16 protein-coding genes and 1 pseudogene are annotated in these 15,704 nt (G+C 54.7%); 16 read left to right on the top strand and 1 reads right to left on the bottom strand.

Going from position 1 to position 15,704, the window contains the following annotated elements; all coding sequences use genetic code 11:
• Window positions 1-8: 8 nt before the first annotated feature.
• The 5 genes and pseudogenes from B0D95_RS20670 to chrA form a co-directional block, all read left to right on the top strand.
• Window positions 9-649 (top strand): annotated as a pseudogene (locus tag B0D95_RS20670) (LodA/GoxA family CTQ-dependent oxidase); the annotation flags it as partial.
• 102 nt (window positions 650-751) lie between these two features.
• Window positions 752-1,864, top strand: coding sequence for a LodA/GoxA family CTQ-dependent oxidase (locus B0D95_RS14470; protein WP_371453673.1), 1,113 nt, complete (start codon window positions 752-754; stop codon window positions 1,862-1,864).
• 1 nt (window position 1,865) lies between these two features.
• Window positions 1,866-2,984, top strand: a complete 1,119-nt coding sequence (locus B0D95_RS14465; protein WP_078044560.1) for an NAD(P)/FAD-dependent oxidoreductase — start codon at window positions 1,866-1,868, stop codon at window positions 2,982-2,984.
• 44 nt (window positions 2,985-3,028) lie between these two features.
• Window positions 3,029-3,802, top strand: a complete 774-nt coding sequence (locus B0D95_RS14460) for a sulfite exporter TauE/SafE family protein (RefSeq protein ID WP_078044559.1) — start codon at window positions 3,029-3,031, stop codon at window positions 3,800-3,802.
• A gap of 59 nt (window positions 3,803-3,861) precedes the next feature.
• Window positions 3,862-5,208, top strand: coding sequence for a chromate efflux transporter (gene chrA, locus B0D95_RS14455; protein WP_078044558.1), 1,347 nt, complete (start codon window positions 3,862-3,864; stop codon window positions 5,206-5,208).
• Window positions 5,209-5,440: 232 nt separating this feature from the next.
• Here chrA and B0D95_RS20465 read toward each other — a convergent pair whose 3' ends face one another.
• Window positions 5,441-5,686 (bottom strand): hypothetical protein, encoded by a 246-nt coding sequence (locus tag B0D95_RS20465; protein WP_149867921.1) that lies wholly within the window; start codon window positions 5,684-5,686, stop codon window positions 5,441-5,443.
• A 97-nt stretch (window positions 5,687-5,783) separates the two neighbouring features.
• Between B0D95_RS20465 and B0D95_RS14450 the strand changes: the two genes are divergently transcribed.
• The 11 genes from B0D95_RS14450 (at window position 5,784) to B0D95_RS14400 (ending at window position 15,667) form a co-directional block, all read left to right on the top strand.
• On the top strand, window positions 5,784-7,331 hold the full coding sequence (locus B0D95_RS14450; protein ID WP_078044557.1) for a phage tail sheath C-terminal domain-containing protein: 1,548 nt from the start codon (window positions 5,784-5,786) through the stop codon (window positions 7,329-7,331).
• A gap of 55 nt (window positions 7,332-7,386) precedes the next feature.
• Window positions 7,387-7,896 (top strand): phage tail protein, encoded by a 510-nt coding sequence (locus tag B0D95_RS14445; RefSeq protein ID WP_078044556.1) that lies wholly within the window; start codon window positions 7,387-7,389, stop codon window positions 7,894-7,896.
• 2 nt (window positions 7,897-7,898) lie between these two features.
• Window positions 7,899-8,840, top strand: a complete 942-nt coding sequence (locus B0D95_RS14440) for a hypothetical protein (RefSeq protein ID WP_078044555.1) — start codon at window positions 7,899-7,901, stop codon at window positions 8,838-8,840.
• Window positions 8,840-9,796: a hypothetical protein gene (locus tag B0D95_RS14435; RefSeq protein WP_078044554.1), complete on the top strand. Its 957-nt coding sequence runs from the start codon at window positions 8,840-8,842 to the stop codon at window positions 9,794-9,796. Before B0D95_RS14440 ends, B0D95_RS14435 begins: the two co-directional genes overlap by 1 nt.
• A gap of 1 nt (window position 9,797) precedes the next feature.
• On the top strand, window positions 9,798-10,820 hold the full coding sequence (locus tag B0D95_RS14430; RefSeq protein WP_078044553.1) for a DUF4255 domain-containing protein: 1,023 nt from the start codon (window positions 9,798-9,800) through the stop codon (window positions 10,818-10,820).
• Window positions 10,817-12,190 (top strand): ATP-binding protein, encoded by a 1,374-nt coding sequence (locus B0D95_RS14425; RefSeq protein WP_210403627.1) that lies wholly within the window; start codon window positions 10,817-10,819, stop codon window positions 12,188-12,190. The genes B0D95_RS14430 and B0D95_RS14425 overlap by 4 nt, the downstream gene beginning before the upstream one ends.
• A gap of 42 nt (window positions 12,191-12,232) precedes the next feature.
• Window positions 12,233-12,580, top strand: coding sequence for a hypothetical protein (locus tag B0D95_RS14420; protein WP_078044552.1), 348 nt, complete (start codon window positions 12,233-12,235; stop codon window positions 12,578-12,580).
• Window positions 12,577-13,242, top strand: a complete 666-nt coding sequence (locus tag B0D95_RS14415) for a hypothetical protein (RefSeq protein WP_170941658.1) — start codon at window positions 12,577-12,579, stop codon at window positions 13,240-13,242. The genes B0D95_RS14420 and B0D95_RS14415 overlap by 4 nt, the downstream gene beginning before the upstream one ends.
• Before the next feature lie 113 nt (window positions 13,243-13,355).
• Window positions 13,356-13,658, top strand: coding sequence for a hypothetical protein (locus B0D95_RS14410; protein WP_078044551.1), 303 nt, complete (start codon window positions 13,356-13,358; stop codon window positions 13,656-13,658).
• A gap of 1 nt (window position 13,659) precedes the next feature.
• A complete protein-coding gene (locus B0D95_RS14405) occupies window positions 13,660-14,787 on the top strand; it encodes a phage late control D family protein (protein ID WP_078044550.1) in 1,128 nt (375 codons plus the stop codon).
• Between the two features lie 61 nt (window positions 14,788-14,848).
• Complete coding sequence (locus B0D95_RS14400) at window positions 14,849-15,667, top strand: phage baseplate assembly protein V (RefSeq protein WP_078044549.1); 819 nt, start codon at window positions 14,849-14,851, stop codon at window positions 15,665-15,667.
• Window positions 15,668-15,704 lie beyond the last annotated feature (37 nt).

Genomic DNA, 15,704 nt, shown 5'->3' with positions numbered 1-15,704 from the left:
TAAGGAGAATGATAATGCCCCAGAAATTGCCGGACGATCAGGATATTGTATATGCCAAGATCCATCCCTCTATCGGCATTGCCCGTGTGGGAAATTCAAAAAAGGAAGATGGTTTTTACATTGGCCCGCAAGTGCCAAACCCCTATCCACAACCGCCGGGTTTTTATCGTGATTCGATTGGTGCATTAAAGCGTGAGGTCGCTGAGTTTCGTATTTACGGCTACAACGCGCAGGGGAAGGTGGTGCGTGAATTGTTGATGGATGATGCCACTCACATTGAATGGACGGTGGAGTTGGCCAACCACAAAGCGGCGTGGTACAACTTTGAATTGGCATTGGATATTCCCGAGGCAGTGACAGCGCCAGCATCAACCCGGCGCAATGCCAATATCAAAACCGAGCGCCATAAACTATCGATTACTCCCGGCGCAAAAACCATTGCGAAACCGGCGGCGCAAGGGCCGGCTTATCATTTCACTGGCGGGCAGTTTTTTGATATCGAGGTTCCTCTGGGGAGTTGCGCACCGATAAGGAAGGGCGGCTGCATGTATTTGGCGGTTTGGGAAAATCTGCCTCGATAGATGGCAAACCGCCCACCACCTTTGCCAACAACGATGGTTGGTACGATGACACGGGCGATGGCCCGGTTACCGCCCGCGTAACCTTACAGGGTAAGCCACTGGAGGTGCTGCCGGCCTGGGTTGTTGTGGCGCCTCCCAATTACGGCCCACAACAAAAATCTGTGCGCACTATGTACGCGCTTATGACGGATGTCGCGGTAGCGGCAGGTCAGTTGCCGGCCCCGACTTGCCCATCCTTCAGGGACGACATTTATCCCATCCTCAAAGCCATGTGTGATTTGCAGTGGATGAACGCGGGTTTTGCGGCGGGTTTTGGCTATGGCATGCCGCAATATTTCCTTGACCCTGGGTATCTGCAAAAGTTGGCGATGCCCGGTGATACCTATGCCGAGTTGCGCCGCACAGTGGCTAATGCTTTCCGCAATCCGAATCGCGGTGATATTTCCATGAAGCCCTGGCCCTGGGTATATGGCGATGCGATGGATATCCCCATGCCGCCCGTCACCAATGCCATGAATGCTCTGACCACTACCCAACTAGCCCAACTCGAATACTGGGCGCGTGGGCAATTTATGGCGGACTATGATCCAGCTTATGTGCCGCCGGGGTCACTGGATGAGGTATCGGTGCCGGAGCAGCCCGCCAGCCTGGATAAGGCCGCGCTGGAGTTCTGCCTGGCGGATGCATTCCATCCCGGCTGCGAGATGACCTGGCCTGTTCGCCACAGCACCATGTACCAGGAACCCTATCGCTGGCGCCATCGCCCACAGGCAGACCCCGAGCCAGACTATGGCAGTACCCTGACCTCCGCAGAAGCCCTGTCTTACAACGGCCCGCTCTATGCCCAATTTCCGGGTTCCATCACCCGCTGGATGGCCGTGCCCTGGCAGACAGATACCGCCAGTTGTCGCTCGGGTTACGACCGGCAATATGACCCGTATCTGCCCACCTTCTGGCCTGCGCGGGTGCCCAATCAGGTATTGAGCGAGGAAAATTACCAGCAAGTGATGGATGCATCACTCAGTCGCGAGCAGCGCTTGGCGGCGTTTAACAAGCGCTCGGACTGGAACCGTACCCTCGGGTTACATGACCAACAGCTCGCCAATATGATTCATCGCTTCCCGGAGATGGGCATAGTGGAGGTGCGGCCAGGTATCGAAAACGACGCGGACTTTCCACCGGTCATGCAAGTGGAAGATCGGGGCGGCAAGGAGCAGGACGCTGTCGAGCAAGCACTGGCGCTTAACGCCCAGCGCGCTTTGTTTATGGGGCGTGAGCCCTGAGATGGAAACCTGTTGCTGGGACGTGATTATCCTGGGGGCTGGCCCGGCAGGGCTGGCGCTTGCGGCACGCTTGGCGTCAAGGAAGGTGCTATTGTTGGAGCGTCAGTGGTCACCTGCAGCAGGGATGCGTATTGGTGAGTCGCTGCCCGGCGCGGCGCGTGTTCTCTTGCAGCGTTTGGGGTTGTTTGAGGAATTCCTGGACGGCGATCATCTGGAGCGCGGTACAAGCATTGCTATCTGGGATAGCAATGCGCCTGTCTGGCGCGACAGCCTGCGCGATCCCTCTGGCCCCGGGTGGGTCATTGATCGACGACAGTTTGAACAGATGTTATTGAATGCGGCGACTCAGCGCGGCGCGCAGATCCAATACGGATGCCGGGACTTTCAGGTATCCAGAGGGGCGGATGACCGCTGGACGCTGGCGCTTGACGGTGACAATACCCGGCATGTGGCACCGGTTATTGTTGATGCCAGTGGTCGCTCGGCCAGTCTTGCGCGGCGCTTGGGGTTGAATCACATCAGACAAGACGCGCAAGTATGTTTGCACAGTTTCCTTATGGTTCCAGCGAGTGACGAGGATACAACCACTCGCCTGGTCGCCGATGAAGATGGCTGGTGGTATAGCGTCAGGCTGGCCAATGGGCACCGGGTGCTTGCCTATCACCTGGATGCCAAACACCCGGAGCGCATAGCCCTGCAACAACCGGAGGCCTTGTTTAACCGGGCATGTCGCTATCCCCTGTTGGCCGATGTGCTGGCACAGGTGCAGCCAGCGGAAATACACTGTCGGCCAGCGGGAACCGCGTTGTTGGATATCGCCAATCTGGATAAAGCCGGGCCCGGTTTTCTGGCAATCGGTGATGCAGCCATCACTTTCGATCCAATTTCATCCCAAGGTTTATTTCATTCCCTGGCATCCGCCGAGAGCGCTGCCACGGCCATTAACGCTGGCTGCTGGCACAATCCGCATGCCGCACAGTCATTCCAGCAAGAACTCCTTGCAGTCGCCTCCCACTATCTGGCCAAATTGCGCCTTACCTACCAAGGGCCCGAACGTTTTGCAGAGGCCCCTTTTTGGGCTGACCGGACTATGCCACTTTGCCGCCTACCGGAAGCCTGAGCACCTGTTCGCAAAACAACGCTTTACCGATTGGATACCCCCCTATGACTGATTTAACCCTCACCCAACTGGTGTTGGTATTGTTGATTTTTGTGTGGAGTGGATTTGTACGCACCGGGTTGGGGTTTGGTGGGGCGATGATGTCGCTGCCGTTGTTGCTTTTGGTGGATAACCGGCCATTGGTATATTTGCCAATTATTGCCGTCCACTTGCTGATTTTTTCCACGCTCACGGTGTGGCAAAACAATCGCCAGCGCGTGGCGACGGCGGAGAAAAAACCGTCCACAGTGGATTGGGTTTATCTGAAAAAATCCCTGAAAATTATGATTATTCCCAAGCTCATCGGGGTGGCCGGGCTGCTGACTATTCCGGCGCAGATTATGAGCGCGATTATTTTTGTCATTATCTCGGTGTATTCCGTCACTTATATTTTGAATAAACCGTTTAAAAGTTCGCATCCGGTAAGCGATGGCATTTTTTTATCGCTGGGTGCTTATATCAGCGGCACCTCCTTGATTGGGGCGCCGCTGATTATGACCGTGTATATGGTGCATGTCGCCCGTGAAAAATTACGCGATACCTTGTTTGTGCTCTGGTTTATTTTGGTGAGCATTAAAATGGTGGCGTTTTTAATTGCGGGAGTGGATTTGCAGTTGCAAGCGCATTTGTGGTTATTACCGGCTACGGCGATTGGGCACTATTTTGGTTTGAAATTTCACCAACGATTAGTCAGTGCCGATCCGATTATTTTTTATCGTGTAATCGGCACCGCGCTGTTATTAGTCAGCACGGCAGGATTGGTATCGGTTTATTGGTAAGGTTCGTGACTTTATTACTTCCTTGTGATTTCCGCTGACGTTTCAGGTGTGCCACCAAGATGACAGAACCCCATCACCACCAAGACTTACCAGCCCCCGTCAGTTTTTGGGCGGCGTTGCTATTTTGGTTAAAGCTGGGGTTTGTCAGTTTTGGCGGCCCGGCAGGGCAAATTGCGATAATGCATCAGGAGTTGGTAGAGCGACGGCGCTGGTTGAGCGAGTCGCGTTTTTTACACGCGCTCAATTACTGCATGTTATTGCCCGGGCCGGAGGCGCAACAATTGGCTACCTATATTGGTTGGTTAATGCACCGCACTTGGGGTGGCATTGTGGCGGGCGTGTTGTTTATTTTGCCCTCGCTATTACTATTAATTTTATTGTCCTGGGTGTATATCGCCTATGGCGATGTAGCTTGGGTCGCCGGGATTTTTTACGGCATTAAACCGGCGGTAACGGCCATTGTATTCCAAGCGGCTTATCGTATTGGTCGGCGGGTGCTGAAACACTATTGGTTATGGGGCATTGCCGCCGCCGCATTTATCGCCATTTTTGCCTTCAATATTCCTTTTCCCTACATTGTGATTGGCGCTGCGCTATTAGGGTACCTGGGTGGTCGCTGGCGACCGGAGTTATTCCCGCATGCCGGCCATGGTTCTGTACAACACAATCATGGCGCGGCGCTGATTGATGAACACACGCCGCCACAAGCACACACGCAATTTCGCTGGTCACGTTTGGCGGGGGTGATTGTGGTTGGGCTAATACTCTGGGCTGTGCCCATGTCAATGCTCTGGCTGTTATGCGGCTGGCAACATCACTTTACGCAAATGGCCTGGTTTTTTACCAAGGCGGCGCTACTGACATTTGGGGGTGCCTACGCGGTTTTACCCTATGTGTACCAAGGTGCAGTCACTCACTACGGCTGGCTTAGTCCGACCCAAATGATGGATGGATTGGCATTGGGCGAAACCACCCCCGGGCCGTTGATTATGGTGGTGGCATTTGTTGCATTTGTCGGTGGCTATACCCACGAAGTGCTGGGTGCGGAGTCGCTATTTGCCGCCGGTGCAGTGGCGGCAGTCATCGTTACCTGGTTTACGTTTTTACCATCGTTTATTTTTATTTTTGCCGGTGCGCCTTTAATTGAAACAACACACAAACAGGTTTCTTTTACGGCGCCCCTCACGGCGATTACCGCCGCTGTGGTAGGGGTGATTGTTAATCTTGCCTTATTTTTTGGGTATCACCTGTGGTGGCCTCAGGGTTTTGCTGGCGATGTGGAATGGCCATCGGCTGTGATCACCCTACTGGCTGCCGCCGCACTGTTTTATTACAACATCAGTGTGATGAAGGTGATCGGCGGTTGTGCCTTAATCGGTTTGGTAATAAAAACCTGGGTGCTATAAACGTATCTGTAGGTTAGCGTTTAAAAACTATAATTTGCGCGACACAAGGTATTTTTTTGCAAAATATTGGTGAATAATCACCCGGATTGTTCATTGACAATACAAAAAAAATACTCCTAAACTAATCCCACTTCGGTTATTAAACCGATCCGTTAATCATGATTGGGCTGGAACAAAAAATCCTTCTTGTTTAACGCCCGCACCTTGTTGCTTAAGGTTTTCTTTTGTCGTTTTAATCTACCCATCTGTTTTCCGTTTTACGCAGTAAATTTTTGCAGTAATTTTTATTGTTATTTGCTGCCCGTTCGCGTTTTATCGCTTCAGGATTTTTGTAATAGCGGTTTGCTGTTCTGGTTGTTGTTCCCGGTTTTTCAAATGATGTGACAAGTTCAGGGATGTGTGAAGTCGCTCTGCGATTGTTTGCCCGTAGAAGGAGTTGTTTCTTCTGGCAAGCCGCACGTCCGTTTGGTTTATCCATTTCATAAACGAGTCTGAATCAGAAGGAAGTCTGCAGGCGCTCTTATCCCGGCCAGGTGCTGCTTCTGTTCTGTTTCTGCAAAACGGAGAAAGCGCTCATGCCAAGCTATTTGCATCCCGGTGTTTACATCGAAGAAATCCCCAGCGGATCAAAACCGATTGAAGGGGTTTCCACGTCAACCACTGCCTTTATTGGCGCTACCTTTCGCGGTCCGGTTAATTTACCCACATTAATTGGTTCCTGGGACGAATATGTCGCCCAGTTTGGTGATTTTAACCAGCGTACCGGCATTCAAAATGAAAGTGATGCAACGGCGCTGGCGGTACGCGCGTTTTACCAAAATGGCGGGCGTGCGGCTTACGTCTGTCGCCTGTTGGGCGGCGAACCGGAAACGGCGGCAGTCACTATCAGCAATGGCGATGGCGCCGTGTTGGAAGTCAGTGCCTCCAGTCCCGGCACCTGGGCCAATAACTTGGCAGTAGCGGTCTATGCCAATGGCGCCGACTTTAATTTTTTTGTCGGCACGGTTAATGATGGCGATGAATTTTTGCCGATTGCGAGTGAATCCTTTAAAGGTGTTTCACTGGATGAGACGGAAGATAACTTTATTGAAAAAGTAGTGAATGGCTCTTCCAGATTGGTGTTGGTCACGGTGGCGGAAGATGCATCCGGTCTGCCCGATTTCCACGATCCGGCAGGTGCCGATCCCGCCGATCGTTTTAGCGCCTTGACTGAAGCGGCAGCGGATACCGCAGCCGAGGCAGATGACTACAACAGTTTTTACACCAACATCCTGCGCAAAGTGAGCGATGTTTCAATCATCGTATTGCCCGGGCAATTTATGCCGGCAGATGGCAGCGGCAATGAAATTATTGCCAATACCATTAATCACTGTGAAGCAACCATGAGCCGTGTCGTCATTGTGGATACGGAAAATGTGGAGCTGGACGATGCAAGTGCCGTTAACGATATGGTGCTGCCCACCTCGACCTACTCGGTGCTCTATTACCCTTGGGTAACTATCAATAACCCGCTGTTTAATGCCGATACCAATCCCACGGCGGCAACCACGATCAACATTGCCCCCTCGGCTATTGCTGCGGGAGTCTGGACCAAGATCGACAGCAATCGCGGTGTATGGAAAGCGCCTGCCGGTGTGGAAACACGCATTAATGTCGCGGGCACGGCGTTTGATGTGGAAGACCTGGAACAGGATTTCCTCAACCCGCTCGGCGTGAACTGTGTGCGCAAACGTCCCGGTTATGGGCCGGTACTCTGGGGTAGTCGCACCTTGGCAACCAAAGCCAATCCTGAATGGCGTTATGTGCCGGTAAGGCGCACCGCGATTTTTGTCGAACAAAGTATTTACAACGGCATTCAGTGGGCAGTGTTTGAACCCAATGACCATCCGCTGTGGAGTTCGCTGCGCGCAAATATCAGCTCCTTTATGAATGGATTATTCCGCGCCGGTGCCTTTCAAGGCAAAACGGCCGACGACGCTTATTTTGTGCGCTGCGGTTTGGGCGACACCATGACGCAAGGTGATATAGATCGCGGGCAGGTCATTATTGTGGTGGGGTTTGCGCCGTTAAAACCGGCGGAGTTTGTGATCCTGCGCTTGCAGCAAAAAATTGGTCAGCAATAGCTGGATTGATTTTCAGCGGTATTAATTTTTATTCAATTGAGTAGGAGACAAAAAAATGGCTGCCCCATTATTTACAGCAAATGCGCACCGCTACGATCCCTATCGCACATTTATGTTCCAAGTGATTATTGATGGACAAGTGGTTGCCGGTTTAAAAAAAATGAGTGTACTGAAAAGAACAACTGAAGCCGTCAAGTGGCGCGTTGCTGGCGATCCGGCCCATGAACGGGTGATGCCCGGTGGCACCAGCTATGAAGCGATTACTTTGGAGCAGGGGTTAACCCATGATCCGGTATTTGAAAATTGGGCAAACCTGGTGAATAGCATCCAGGGAAATGCAGCGATGTCACTCAAGGATTTCCGTAAAGATATTATTTTGAATGTACTTAATTTGCAGGGCAATGTAGCCATTTCTTATACGGTCTATCGCGCTTGGGTTTCAGAGTTTCAAGCCCTGCCGGAATTTGATGCGGGCACAATGAATGCCGTTGGTATTCAAAGTATTGTGTTGCAGCACGAAGGTTGGGAGCGCGACAAAGCAGTTACTGAACCTAACGAGACTTGATTGTGAAACTGCCCGGTGGTTATTTGGCGAGTGTTACTTCTGTTTCCGATCAGCAGGGTAACCCATTGCAGGCTCCGTTGTGCACGGCACGGTTGCAAAACGAATTTCGTTTTAAACCGCGCTGCGGTGCGCTGCAATTATTACTGCAGGAGCGTCGCCAATATTGTATTGACAATCAACTCAGTCACGCTCACTGGGTGAGTGAGTTATTGGCTTGTATTTTAGTGCAGCTGGGTGATTACACCGCTACTCATCAGCCAGATGATGAAGCGCAATTGTTGTCCCGTGTGCGTCAACTGTGTGTAGCGGATCGTCAGTTTATTTTATGGCAGTGGCGCTTGAACCAAGGGCATGTCCAAGGCAATCAGACAGAGTGGTTAAGTAATCAATGCCCTGCCTGTGATGCGTATTACGATTTTCCGCTCGATTGGCAAATGCTGCCGATAAAACTTGCCACTGTCGATTTCCCCTTTGCCCAACTGACACTGGGATCACAACAAATCAGCGTGCGCGTTCCCAATGGCGGTGACCAGGAATTTATTGCCGACTGGTTAAGCAATCACCCGGCGGCAACTCAGCGTGAGTTACAGCGCACGTTGTTGCGCCGCTTATTGATTGTTGATGAAAAAACAGATGCCGTCGAATTGGAACAGGCGTTGAGCGACGAGCAAATTGCCAGTATTGAAAGTGCACTGGAAGCGGTTGCACCGGAATTGGCCAGTGCGATTCAACTTGCGTGCCCCGAGTGCGGATTTGAGCATCAGCTGCAGTTGGATTTGTATCAACAACTGCTCGCGCCGATTAGCCAGTTACTGGATGAAGTGCATCAATTGGCGATTCATTATCACTGGCGTGAAGAGGATATTTTGCATCTGCCGGAAACGCGCCGCCGCGCGTATTTGCAGCGCCTTGAGTTAAGCCAGGGTATGCGGGGGGCAGTGTGATGGACAAGTCGCTGATCACTTCATCCCATTACTTTTTACGTATCATTGGCGATGCTCTGCGCCCGCTGGATGCAACAGCAGACCTGGCGAGTGCGGCAGACTTATTTGATATTGAAATAATCACTAGCGATATAGGTGGTGAGGATAATCTTGCTACTGTTGCTCAAACTTCTGGCGATAAAAATTTTTCCGGAAAAGCAGAGCAAATAAATAAAGCACTGCGCAACCCTAAAAATATTACTGAATCGCCAGCGCTAAAAAATATCGGCAACGCCAATCTATCGATCACTGCAGTGGATAATAATTTGTCGGCAACAGAGCATAACCGCGCCGCCGTGAATCGCTACCGGTTGCCCGACAGCAGGCATTTGCCCTTGCACATTATCGATAAACAGAAAGCGCAAGCAGCGCATAAACGGGCTACAGAAAGTACGGGTGCCGCCGGATCTGCTGAACATTATTTTTCTATAAACAACAAACACAATCTGCCCTTAGTATCCGAATATAAACAACCACTGTTGGATGCTGTGGCTAACACAGTTGCAACGCCATCTGCCCATGAAAGCACACAGCATTTATCGCCTGAAAAAATAACAACAAACCCCTCATCGTTAAACGATTCGCCAATTAACAAGGGCGCAATAAATCGAGCTGCTGCCGATTACGAAACAAAAAGCACAACAAGATTATCGCTATCCTCCAACCTGACCAAAGAAAAAAATCAGTTAATGCCCGGCGTTTATCCAACAGACGTGCAATTACCAAAGACAAGCCGCGCTGCACCGGCGCAAACTATTGCCCAACCGACACGGCTGCATATCGGCACTGTCAGCATCAAGGTTATCGATCAACACGAGGAGACCGCAGCGACCACGCATTCCACCGGCAAGACATCAATCACCCGTGTAACTGCCGCTGACCAGAGCGACAGCCGCGCATTTATCAGGACACTTTGATATGGCGCTGCCGGATTCATCACTTTACCTTGCCTGCCAGTCAGTGGCCGATGCGCTGAGCAGTGGCATCCAGGCCAATAGCAACAACATCAAAATCCATATAGGTGCACCGGCGGATGTCAGCAACAAACCGGAAGAGATTCGCCTCAACCTGTTTTTTTATCGCATCGAGCCCTCGGGTTTCCAAGCCAATAGCCACCCCAATGAACCCTGGCGCATTCGCCTGTTTGTATTGATTAGCTGCATGGCGACTAACGGCGATGACCAGGGCATCGAAGACCTGCGCCTGCTGGGTATGGTGATGTCTTACCTGCATGAACATCCGCTGTTACCCGAGTTTTCGATTGGCGAACAAACCCTGCGTTTGCAGGCGGTGTTTTGCCCCAGCACTGATGAGCAGATCAATCAGATCTGGTCGACCCAGGGCGATACCACCTATAGGCCCTCGGTGATCTACGAAATATCGCTGGCGCCAGTGATGCCGATTACTTTGCGTGGTGTACCGCCACGGGTGGGGTTTACCGGTTTGGAAAGCGGTGCCGATATGCAGCGTCGCTTTGACCCTTTTGCCGGCAACCTGCGCGGGCGCGCGGTAACAGCGGCAGCGGTCAACGGCAATAATCCGGCCTGGACACCGGTGATTTGCTGGGTCAATGGCGACGAATGCCTGAGTGCGCTGGCGCTGGATGTGGATCTGGTTGAGCCCGCCGATCTCACTCCCCAACTGTGGATAGCGGGGCTGCCGGGTGCCACGGTCCAGCTCGAATGGCAGCTGTGGCAGGAGGAGCAGTGGCAGACACTGGCAGGTGGCGACCTGGCGATCAGCTCGGCGGCCATCACCCCAAGCGATATTCCACTCGGCTTGCCAACCGTCGACCTGCCCGCCATCACCCTGGATGGCCAACAGCGCTGGCAACTATTGCTCTACGCCACCCGTAGTTACCAAGCCTATAGCGGTGCACCCGCCCTGTTGCTGCGCAGCAATCCGCTGCTGATCAGCCTGTTCCGGGGGAGCACGCCATGACCCAGGCCATGCTCGCTGCCGATTTGCAGGTGGAACCATTGGCGGCCGCCAGTCCAGCGGCCGCTTTGAGTGCGCTGGTTGAATGGCAGCGTATCGAACTCTTGTGTCTGTGTTTGCTCAATGCCAAAGAGGGGCCTAATGAACAGTTGATGGCGGATTTAAGCACCTGCCAGCAACAGGTCAACCAGTGGCGCAGCGGCGATTTTTGGCGGCGACTGGAGGGCACCGCCGAAGGTTTGGCGACGGATCAACTGGCGCAGGATATTTTTGCCTGCATCCTCGCGCCCCAGTTGCTGCCGCGGGTGGGCTGGCTCTACCAGAGTTTGCAGAATTCCACCCAGCCCGCTCCCAGTGAAGCGCTGATTGCCTCGCTGTTGGCACTGCCCGACGAACTGCTCGAACCGGCGCGCAAAACCCTGTGGCGGTTAGAGGCCCAGGGGTTGGTGCGACGCGAACAACCCGACCCCTTTTCACCGCTGGTGCCCGATCGCCTGGCGCTGTCGCAATTACTCGGTTGGTCGCTGGACGACTGCGCCCCGCCCGGCGCTTTTCCGGTGCGCCGCCGCGCCGGTTGGGATGATCTGGTGTTGCCTGTCGCGCAAAAAAATATGCTGCGTGAATTTCTGCACTGGATCCAGTACCAGCAGCAGGTCGTTGATGACTGGGGTGGCCAGCGGGTGGGCGGCCCGGTTGCGCTCTTTGCCGGTCCCTCCGGCACCGGTAAAACCCTCGCCGCCAGTGTGCTTGCCAATGAGTTGGGCTGGCCGCTGTTTCGCGTCGATCTCGCTTCGCTGGTGAGCAAATACGTGGGGGAGACGGAAAAGAATATCGGTCGCCTGTTTGACGCCACCCACGGTCGGCAGGTGATTTTGCAGTTCGACGAGGTGGATGCACTCATGGGCAAACGCGGCGAACTGCGCGAGGCGCGCGACCGCTACGCCAATATGGAGGTGAGCTACCTGCTCACCCGTATCGAGGAGCATCGCGGCCCCTGTGTGCTCACCACCAATCTGCGCAGCCAAATCGATAAAGCCTTTTGTCGCCGCTTCCAGATAGTGGTGGAGTTTGCACGGCCCGACCCGGAGCAGCGGCTGGATTTGTGGCGTCGCCTGCTGCCGCCGCGCGCACCGCTGGCGGTTGACCTGGATTTAACCCTGGTCGCCGGCGCGGTGAATTTTACCGGCGGCCAGATTCGCAACGCCGCTTTACATGCCGCCTATCTCGCGGCGGCGCGGGGCACGGCAATAGACACCGCTGCATTGGCATTGGCGGTGCACCGCGAGCTGGCCAAGGAGCAGAGCCGGGTGCCGGCCAATCAACTGGGTGCATTGGCCGCCTATGTGCCAGCCGAGGTCTTGGCAGCGGGTTAAACACGGGTTATTCACAAGCAGGGATCAACAAGGGGATTGGTTATGGCCGTTGGGGCGAGGCGTGAAGTGGAACAGCTGGTGATCGATGAGTTGCAGCTTGAGCTGCCCGCCAGTTTAGGTGCGCGCAAACAGGCGATTGTGCGGCTGTTGCGGCGCGAACTCTTGCGCCCCGGGTTGCTGGAACTGTTGTCGGCGAGATCAATAGGGTCAATGAAATCAATGAAGCCGGTGGAGCATGTGGTACAGCTCTCTGTGCCGGTGTTAACCCTTAACTGTCAGCAGACCAATCTGGCGATAGCACGGCAACTGGCGCGGTCATTAGCGGTGGCCGTCAACACTAGCTTCAACAGCGAACCCCTGAATCCAATGCGCGGAGGTAGTCGCCCATGATCCCCAATGTCTCCCGCGGTGCGTTGGTGGAATACGGCCTGAGCCTGCCGCCGCTGGTGCTGGAGTTTGAATTTAACCCCGAGACCATCAGCCGCACCCGCTCGGTGACTATCACTACCGGCAATGCGCCCGGCACCAAGGGCGGTTACGACTTTAACTACCCCTGGGAGACTAACCGTGTCGCCCAAGGGGTGAGTGTGGAGCCGGAGCAATTCAGCATTGACATACTGGTCGATGCCACGGATCGCATGGCCGACGTCAATCACCGCGCTCATGCGGTGGCGGTGGAATTCGGTATAGAGCCGGATCTGGATACCTTGCGCGCCATGGTTGAACCCAAAACCCAGGGGCCGGGTGGCGTGCAAATGCTCGCCGGTCTGGGGCTCGGTAGCCAGCGCGCCTTTGCGCGCGACGAGTATCCCTCGGTGCTGTTGTTGGTCTGGGGCAGCCATGTACTGCCGGTGTTTCTCACCAGTGTGCAGGTGGAGGAAGTGGGTCACCTGCCCAGCCTCAAACCCTATCGCGCCAACGTCAACCTGAGTTTTCAGGTGATTGAAGGCAACAACCCCTTCTTCCAGGTGGAGCGGGTACGACGCGCCGCCGGTGCGGCACTGAATTTTGGCTCGGGTGCCAGCAGCGTGTTGGGGCGAGTCTTTGGTTAAGGGCAATTGGGTTAATGGCAAAGGATTAAAGCCAATGGGCTAATGGTGGGTCGCAATGAATATCGATTGTTGGCCAAGGTTAATAAATTGAGTGGATCAGGGAGCTGGAAACCATGTTGTTAAAAAATTCCCGTTACCAACAGGCGCGTCCTTTTGTCGCTGGCACGCCTGCACCCGGTGTGCCGGTCAGCGGTTTTCGCGGCCTGCGCGCCCGGTCGATTGTCAGCCTTGAAGGGGTGATAGAGCACAGCATTACCGATACCGACCGGCTCGATCACCTGGCGCGCCACTACTACGATGACGACCGCCTCTGGTGGCGAATCCTCGACGCTAATCCCCAGCTGCTGGATGCCGATCTGCTGTTGGGGGATGACTATGTCGGGCGGGTGATCCTGATCCCGCAAGCGAAGGCTTGATATGTTGAACTGGCTCGATGACCTGATCCGTGCGCCCGCCAGCTGCATAGTGCGCATTGCCGGAGGCGAAATCAGCAACCTCTACCCGCAGTTGGTGGAAGTCAGCGCCTTGCTCAGTTGTAGCGAGGCGAGTGAGGTAACACTGGTGTTTGAAACCCGTCGCCAGAGCGAGGATCGCTGGAGCATCCATGACGACATCCGCATTCGCCCTTGGCAGCCCATTTATCTGGCCGCCAGTTTTGGTAGCCGCGAGGAGGAGATTTTCCAGGGGTTTATCCGCCAGGTGAAGGTTGAATTTCCCGAACAAAAAGGTGCCGCCAAGGTCACCGTGACCTGTCAGGACAATTCATTGCTGCTTGACCGCACCCAGCGCGAGCAGCGCTGGGGCGACGATGTACCGGTCACCGATGCTGAAATTGCGCTTACTATCCTCGATGAGGCTGGGCTGGGGTTTCTCGATTTACCCGGCATCGGCATGAGCGATCTGGTAGTGCAGCAAAACGAAACCGACATACGGTTTTTAGCCAAGCGCGCGCAGGAAAACGGCTATGACTTGTTCTTTCGCGGTGCCCGGCTCTATTTCGGTCCACCGCGTTTTGATCGCAGCCCCCAGCCGACCATCCTGGTCTATGCCGGTACGGCCACCTCCTGTATTCGCTTTGACCTGGACGACGACGGCCACCACCCCGATGCGGTGATCTATGAAATCGCTACCGACTCTGGCGATAGCACCAACCCGGTGACTGTCACCCCTAATTTACCGCTGCTCGGCAGTGAACCGGTGAGCAGTGCCAGTGCCAGCCAAGGCCAATTTGCCTGGCGCATGAGCCGCGAAGGGGTGAACAGCCCGGCCCAAGCCGAAGCGCGCGCCCAGGCGCAGGCCAATACCGAGTCGCTCAAGATCAAGGCTAGCGGCGAATTGGACGGGGTGATTTACGGCCATGTGCTGCTGCCGGGTGATCCGGTGGGCATCGACGGGATCGGCAGTCGCTATGGTGGCCGCTGGTATGTCACCAAGGTTGAGCACAAGTTTGATATGGGTGGTTACCGTCAGACTTTTGAGGTCGCGCGCAATGCCTATGGCGACGATCTGGGCATGCTTGGCTCGGTGCTGGCGGCGGCGCTGTAGCGCTGCCGGATTCTTTGGTATTCAGCTCGCCGCCAATTGCAGGCGACAAGGAAAAGCCCTTATGACCGAACTCCTGCAACAGCTGGCACGCCAGTCACAGCAGCGCTACTACGGCAAGTACCGCGGTTTTGTGACCGACAATGAAGACCCGGAACAGCGCGGCCGGGTCAAGGTGCGGGTGCCCTCGGTATTTGGCGCGGAAGAGTCTTTTTGGGCGCTTCCCTGCTCGCCGTTTGGCGGCTTGGCAGAACAGGGGGTGTTTATGGTGCCCGAGGTGAGCGCGCAGGTATGGGTGGAATTTGAGGAGGGCAACAAGGATCAGCCCATCTGGGTGGGGGTGTTCTGGCAGCCGAGCGAGGCGATTCCCGCCGAGGCGCAAAAGTCCCCGCCCACCACCCGCCTGATCAAAACCCCGTCCGGTCACCTGCTGCAGTTTGACGATGAATCCGGCAAGGAAAAACTGCGCCTCGCCCACCCCAAAGGGGCGGAATTGGGCATCGACGAAAACGGCACAGTGATACTCACCGATGCCAAGGGCGCCACCCTCACCCTGGATGCGCAAAACAACAAGGTGACGCTGGAAGACGCCAATGGCAACAGCCTGCAAATGGACAGCAGCGGTACGCAAGTGAAGGACAGCAACGGCAACCAGATCACCATGGCCGCCGGGCAGCTGACGGTGAAGGGCACCATGATCACCATCGAAGGTAGCCAGGTGGCGCTCGGTGGTGCGGGCGGTGAACCGCTGATCAAGGGCACCAGTTTCCTGTCGCTGTTTGCAACGCATATGCACACCTGTACAGCACCAGGATCGCCGACGTCGCCGCCGATCCCGCAGGGAGAGATGTCGACACTGACTACCAAGACTACTGCAAGTTAACCGACGTTCACGACCAATCGCCATCAGATCCAGGAAG

This window comes from Cellvibrio sp. PSBB023, assembly GCF_002007605.1.
Classification (GTDB): Bacteria; Pseudomonadota; Gammaproteobacteria; order Pseudomonadales; family Cellvibrionaceae; genus Cellvibrio.
Note: the sequence above shows the minus strand (reverse complement) of the source record. Positions and strands in the feature narration are given on the sequence as shown.

Excerpts from the sequence above, each read along its gene's own strand:
- B0D95_RS14470 (WP_371453673.1), top strand. The coding sequence starts at position 752 with ATGTACGCGCTTATGACGGATGTCGCGGTAGCGGCAGGTCAGTTGCCG.
- B0D95_RS14465 (WP_078044560.1), top strand. The coding sequence starts at position 1,866 with ATGGAAACCTGTTGCTGGGACGTGATTATCCTGGGGGCTGGCCCGGCA.
- B0D95_RS14460 (WP_078044559.1), top strand. The coding sequence starts at position 3,029 with ATGACTGATTTAACCCTCACCCAACTGGTGTTGGTATTGTTGATTTTT.
- chrA (WP_078044558.1), top strand. The coding sequence starts at position 3,862 with ATGACAGAACCCCATCACCACCAAGACTTACCAGCCCCCGTCAGTTTT.
- B0D95_RS20465 (WP_149867921.1), bottom strand. The coding sequence starts at position 5,686 with ATGGATAAACCAAACGGACGTGCGGCTTGCCAGAAGAAACAACTCCTT.
- B0D95_RS14450 (WP_078044557.1), top strand. The coding sequence starts at position 5,784 with ATGCCAAGCTATTTGCATCCCGGTGTTTACATCGAAGAAATCCCCAGC.
- B0D95_RS14445 (WP_078044556.1), top strand. The coding sequence starts at position 7,387 with ATGGCTGCCCCATTATTTACAGCAAATGCGCACCGCTACGATCCCTAT.
- B0D95_RS14435 (WP_078044554.1), top strand. The coding sequence starts at position 8,840 with ATGGACAAGTCGCTGATCACTTCATCCCATTACTTTTTACGTATCATT.
- B0D95_RS14430 (WP_078044553.1), top strand. The coding sequence starts at position 9,798 with ATGGCGCTGCCGGATTCATCACTTTACCTTGCCTGCCAGTCAGTGGCC.
- B0D95_RS14425 (WP_210403627.1), top strand. The coding sequence starts at position 10,817 with ATGACCCAGGCCATGCTCGCTGCCGATTTGCAGGTGGAACCATTGGCG.
- B0D95_RS14420 (WP_078044552.1), top strand. The coding sequence starts at position 12,233 with ATGGCCGTTGGGGCGAGGCGTGAAGTGGAACAGCTGGTGATCGATGAG.
- B0D95_RS14415 (WP_170941658.1), top strand. The coding sequence starts at position 12,577 with ATGATCCCCAATGTCTCCCGCGGTGCGTTGGTGGAATACGGCCTGAGC.
- B0D95_RS14410 (WP_078044551.1), top strand. The coding sequence starts at position 13,356 with ATGTTGTTAAAAAATTCCCGTTACCAACAGGCGCGTCCTTTTGTCGCT.
- B0D95_RS14405 (WP_078044550.1), top strand. The coding sequence starts at position 13,660 with ATGTTGAACTGGCTCGATGACCTGATCCGTGCGCCCGCCAGCTGCATA.
- B0D95_RS14400 (WP_078044549.1), top strand. The coding sequence starts at position 14,849 with ATGACCGAACTCCTGCAACAGCTGGCACGCCAGTCACAGCAGCGCTAC.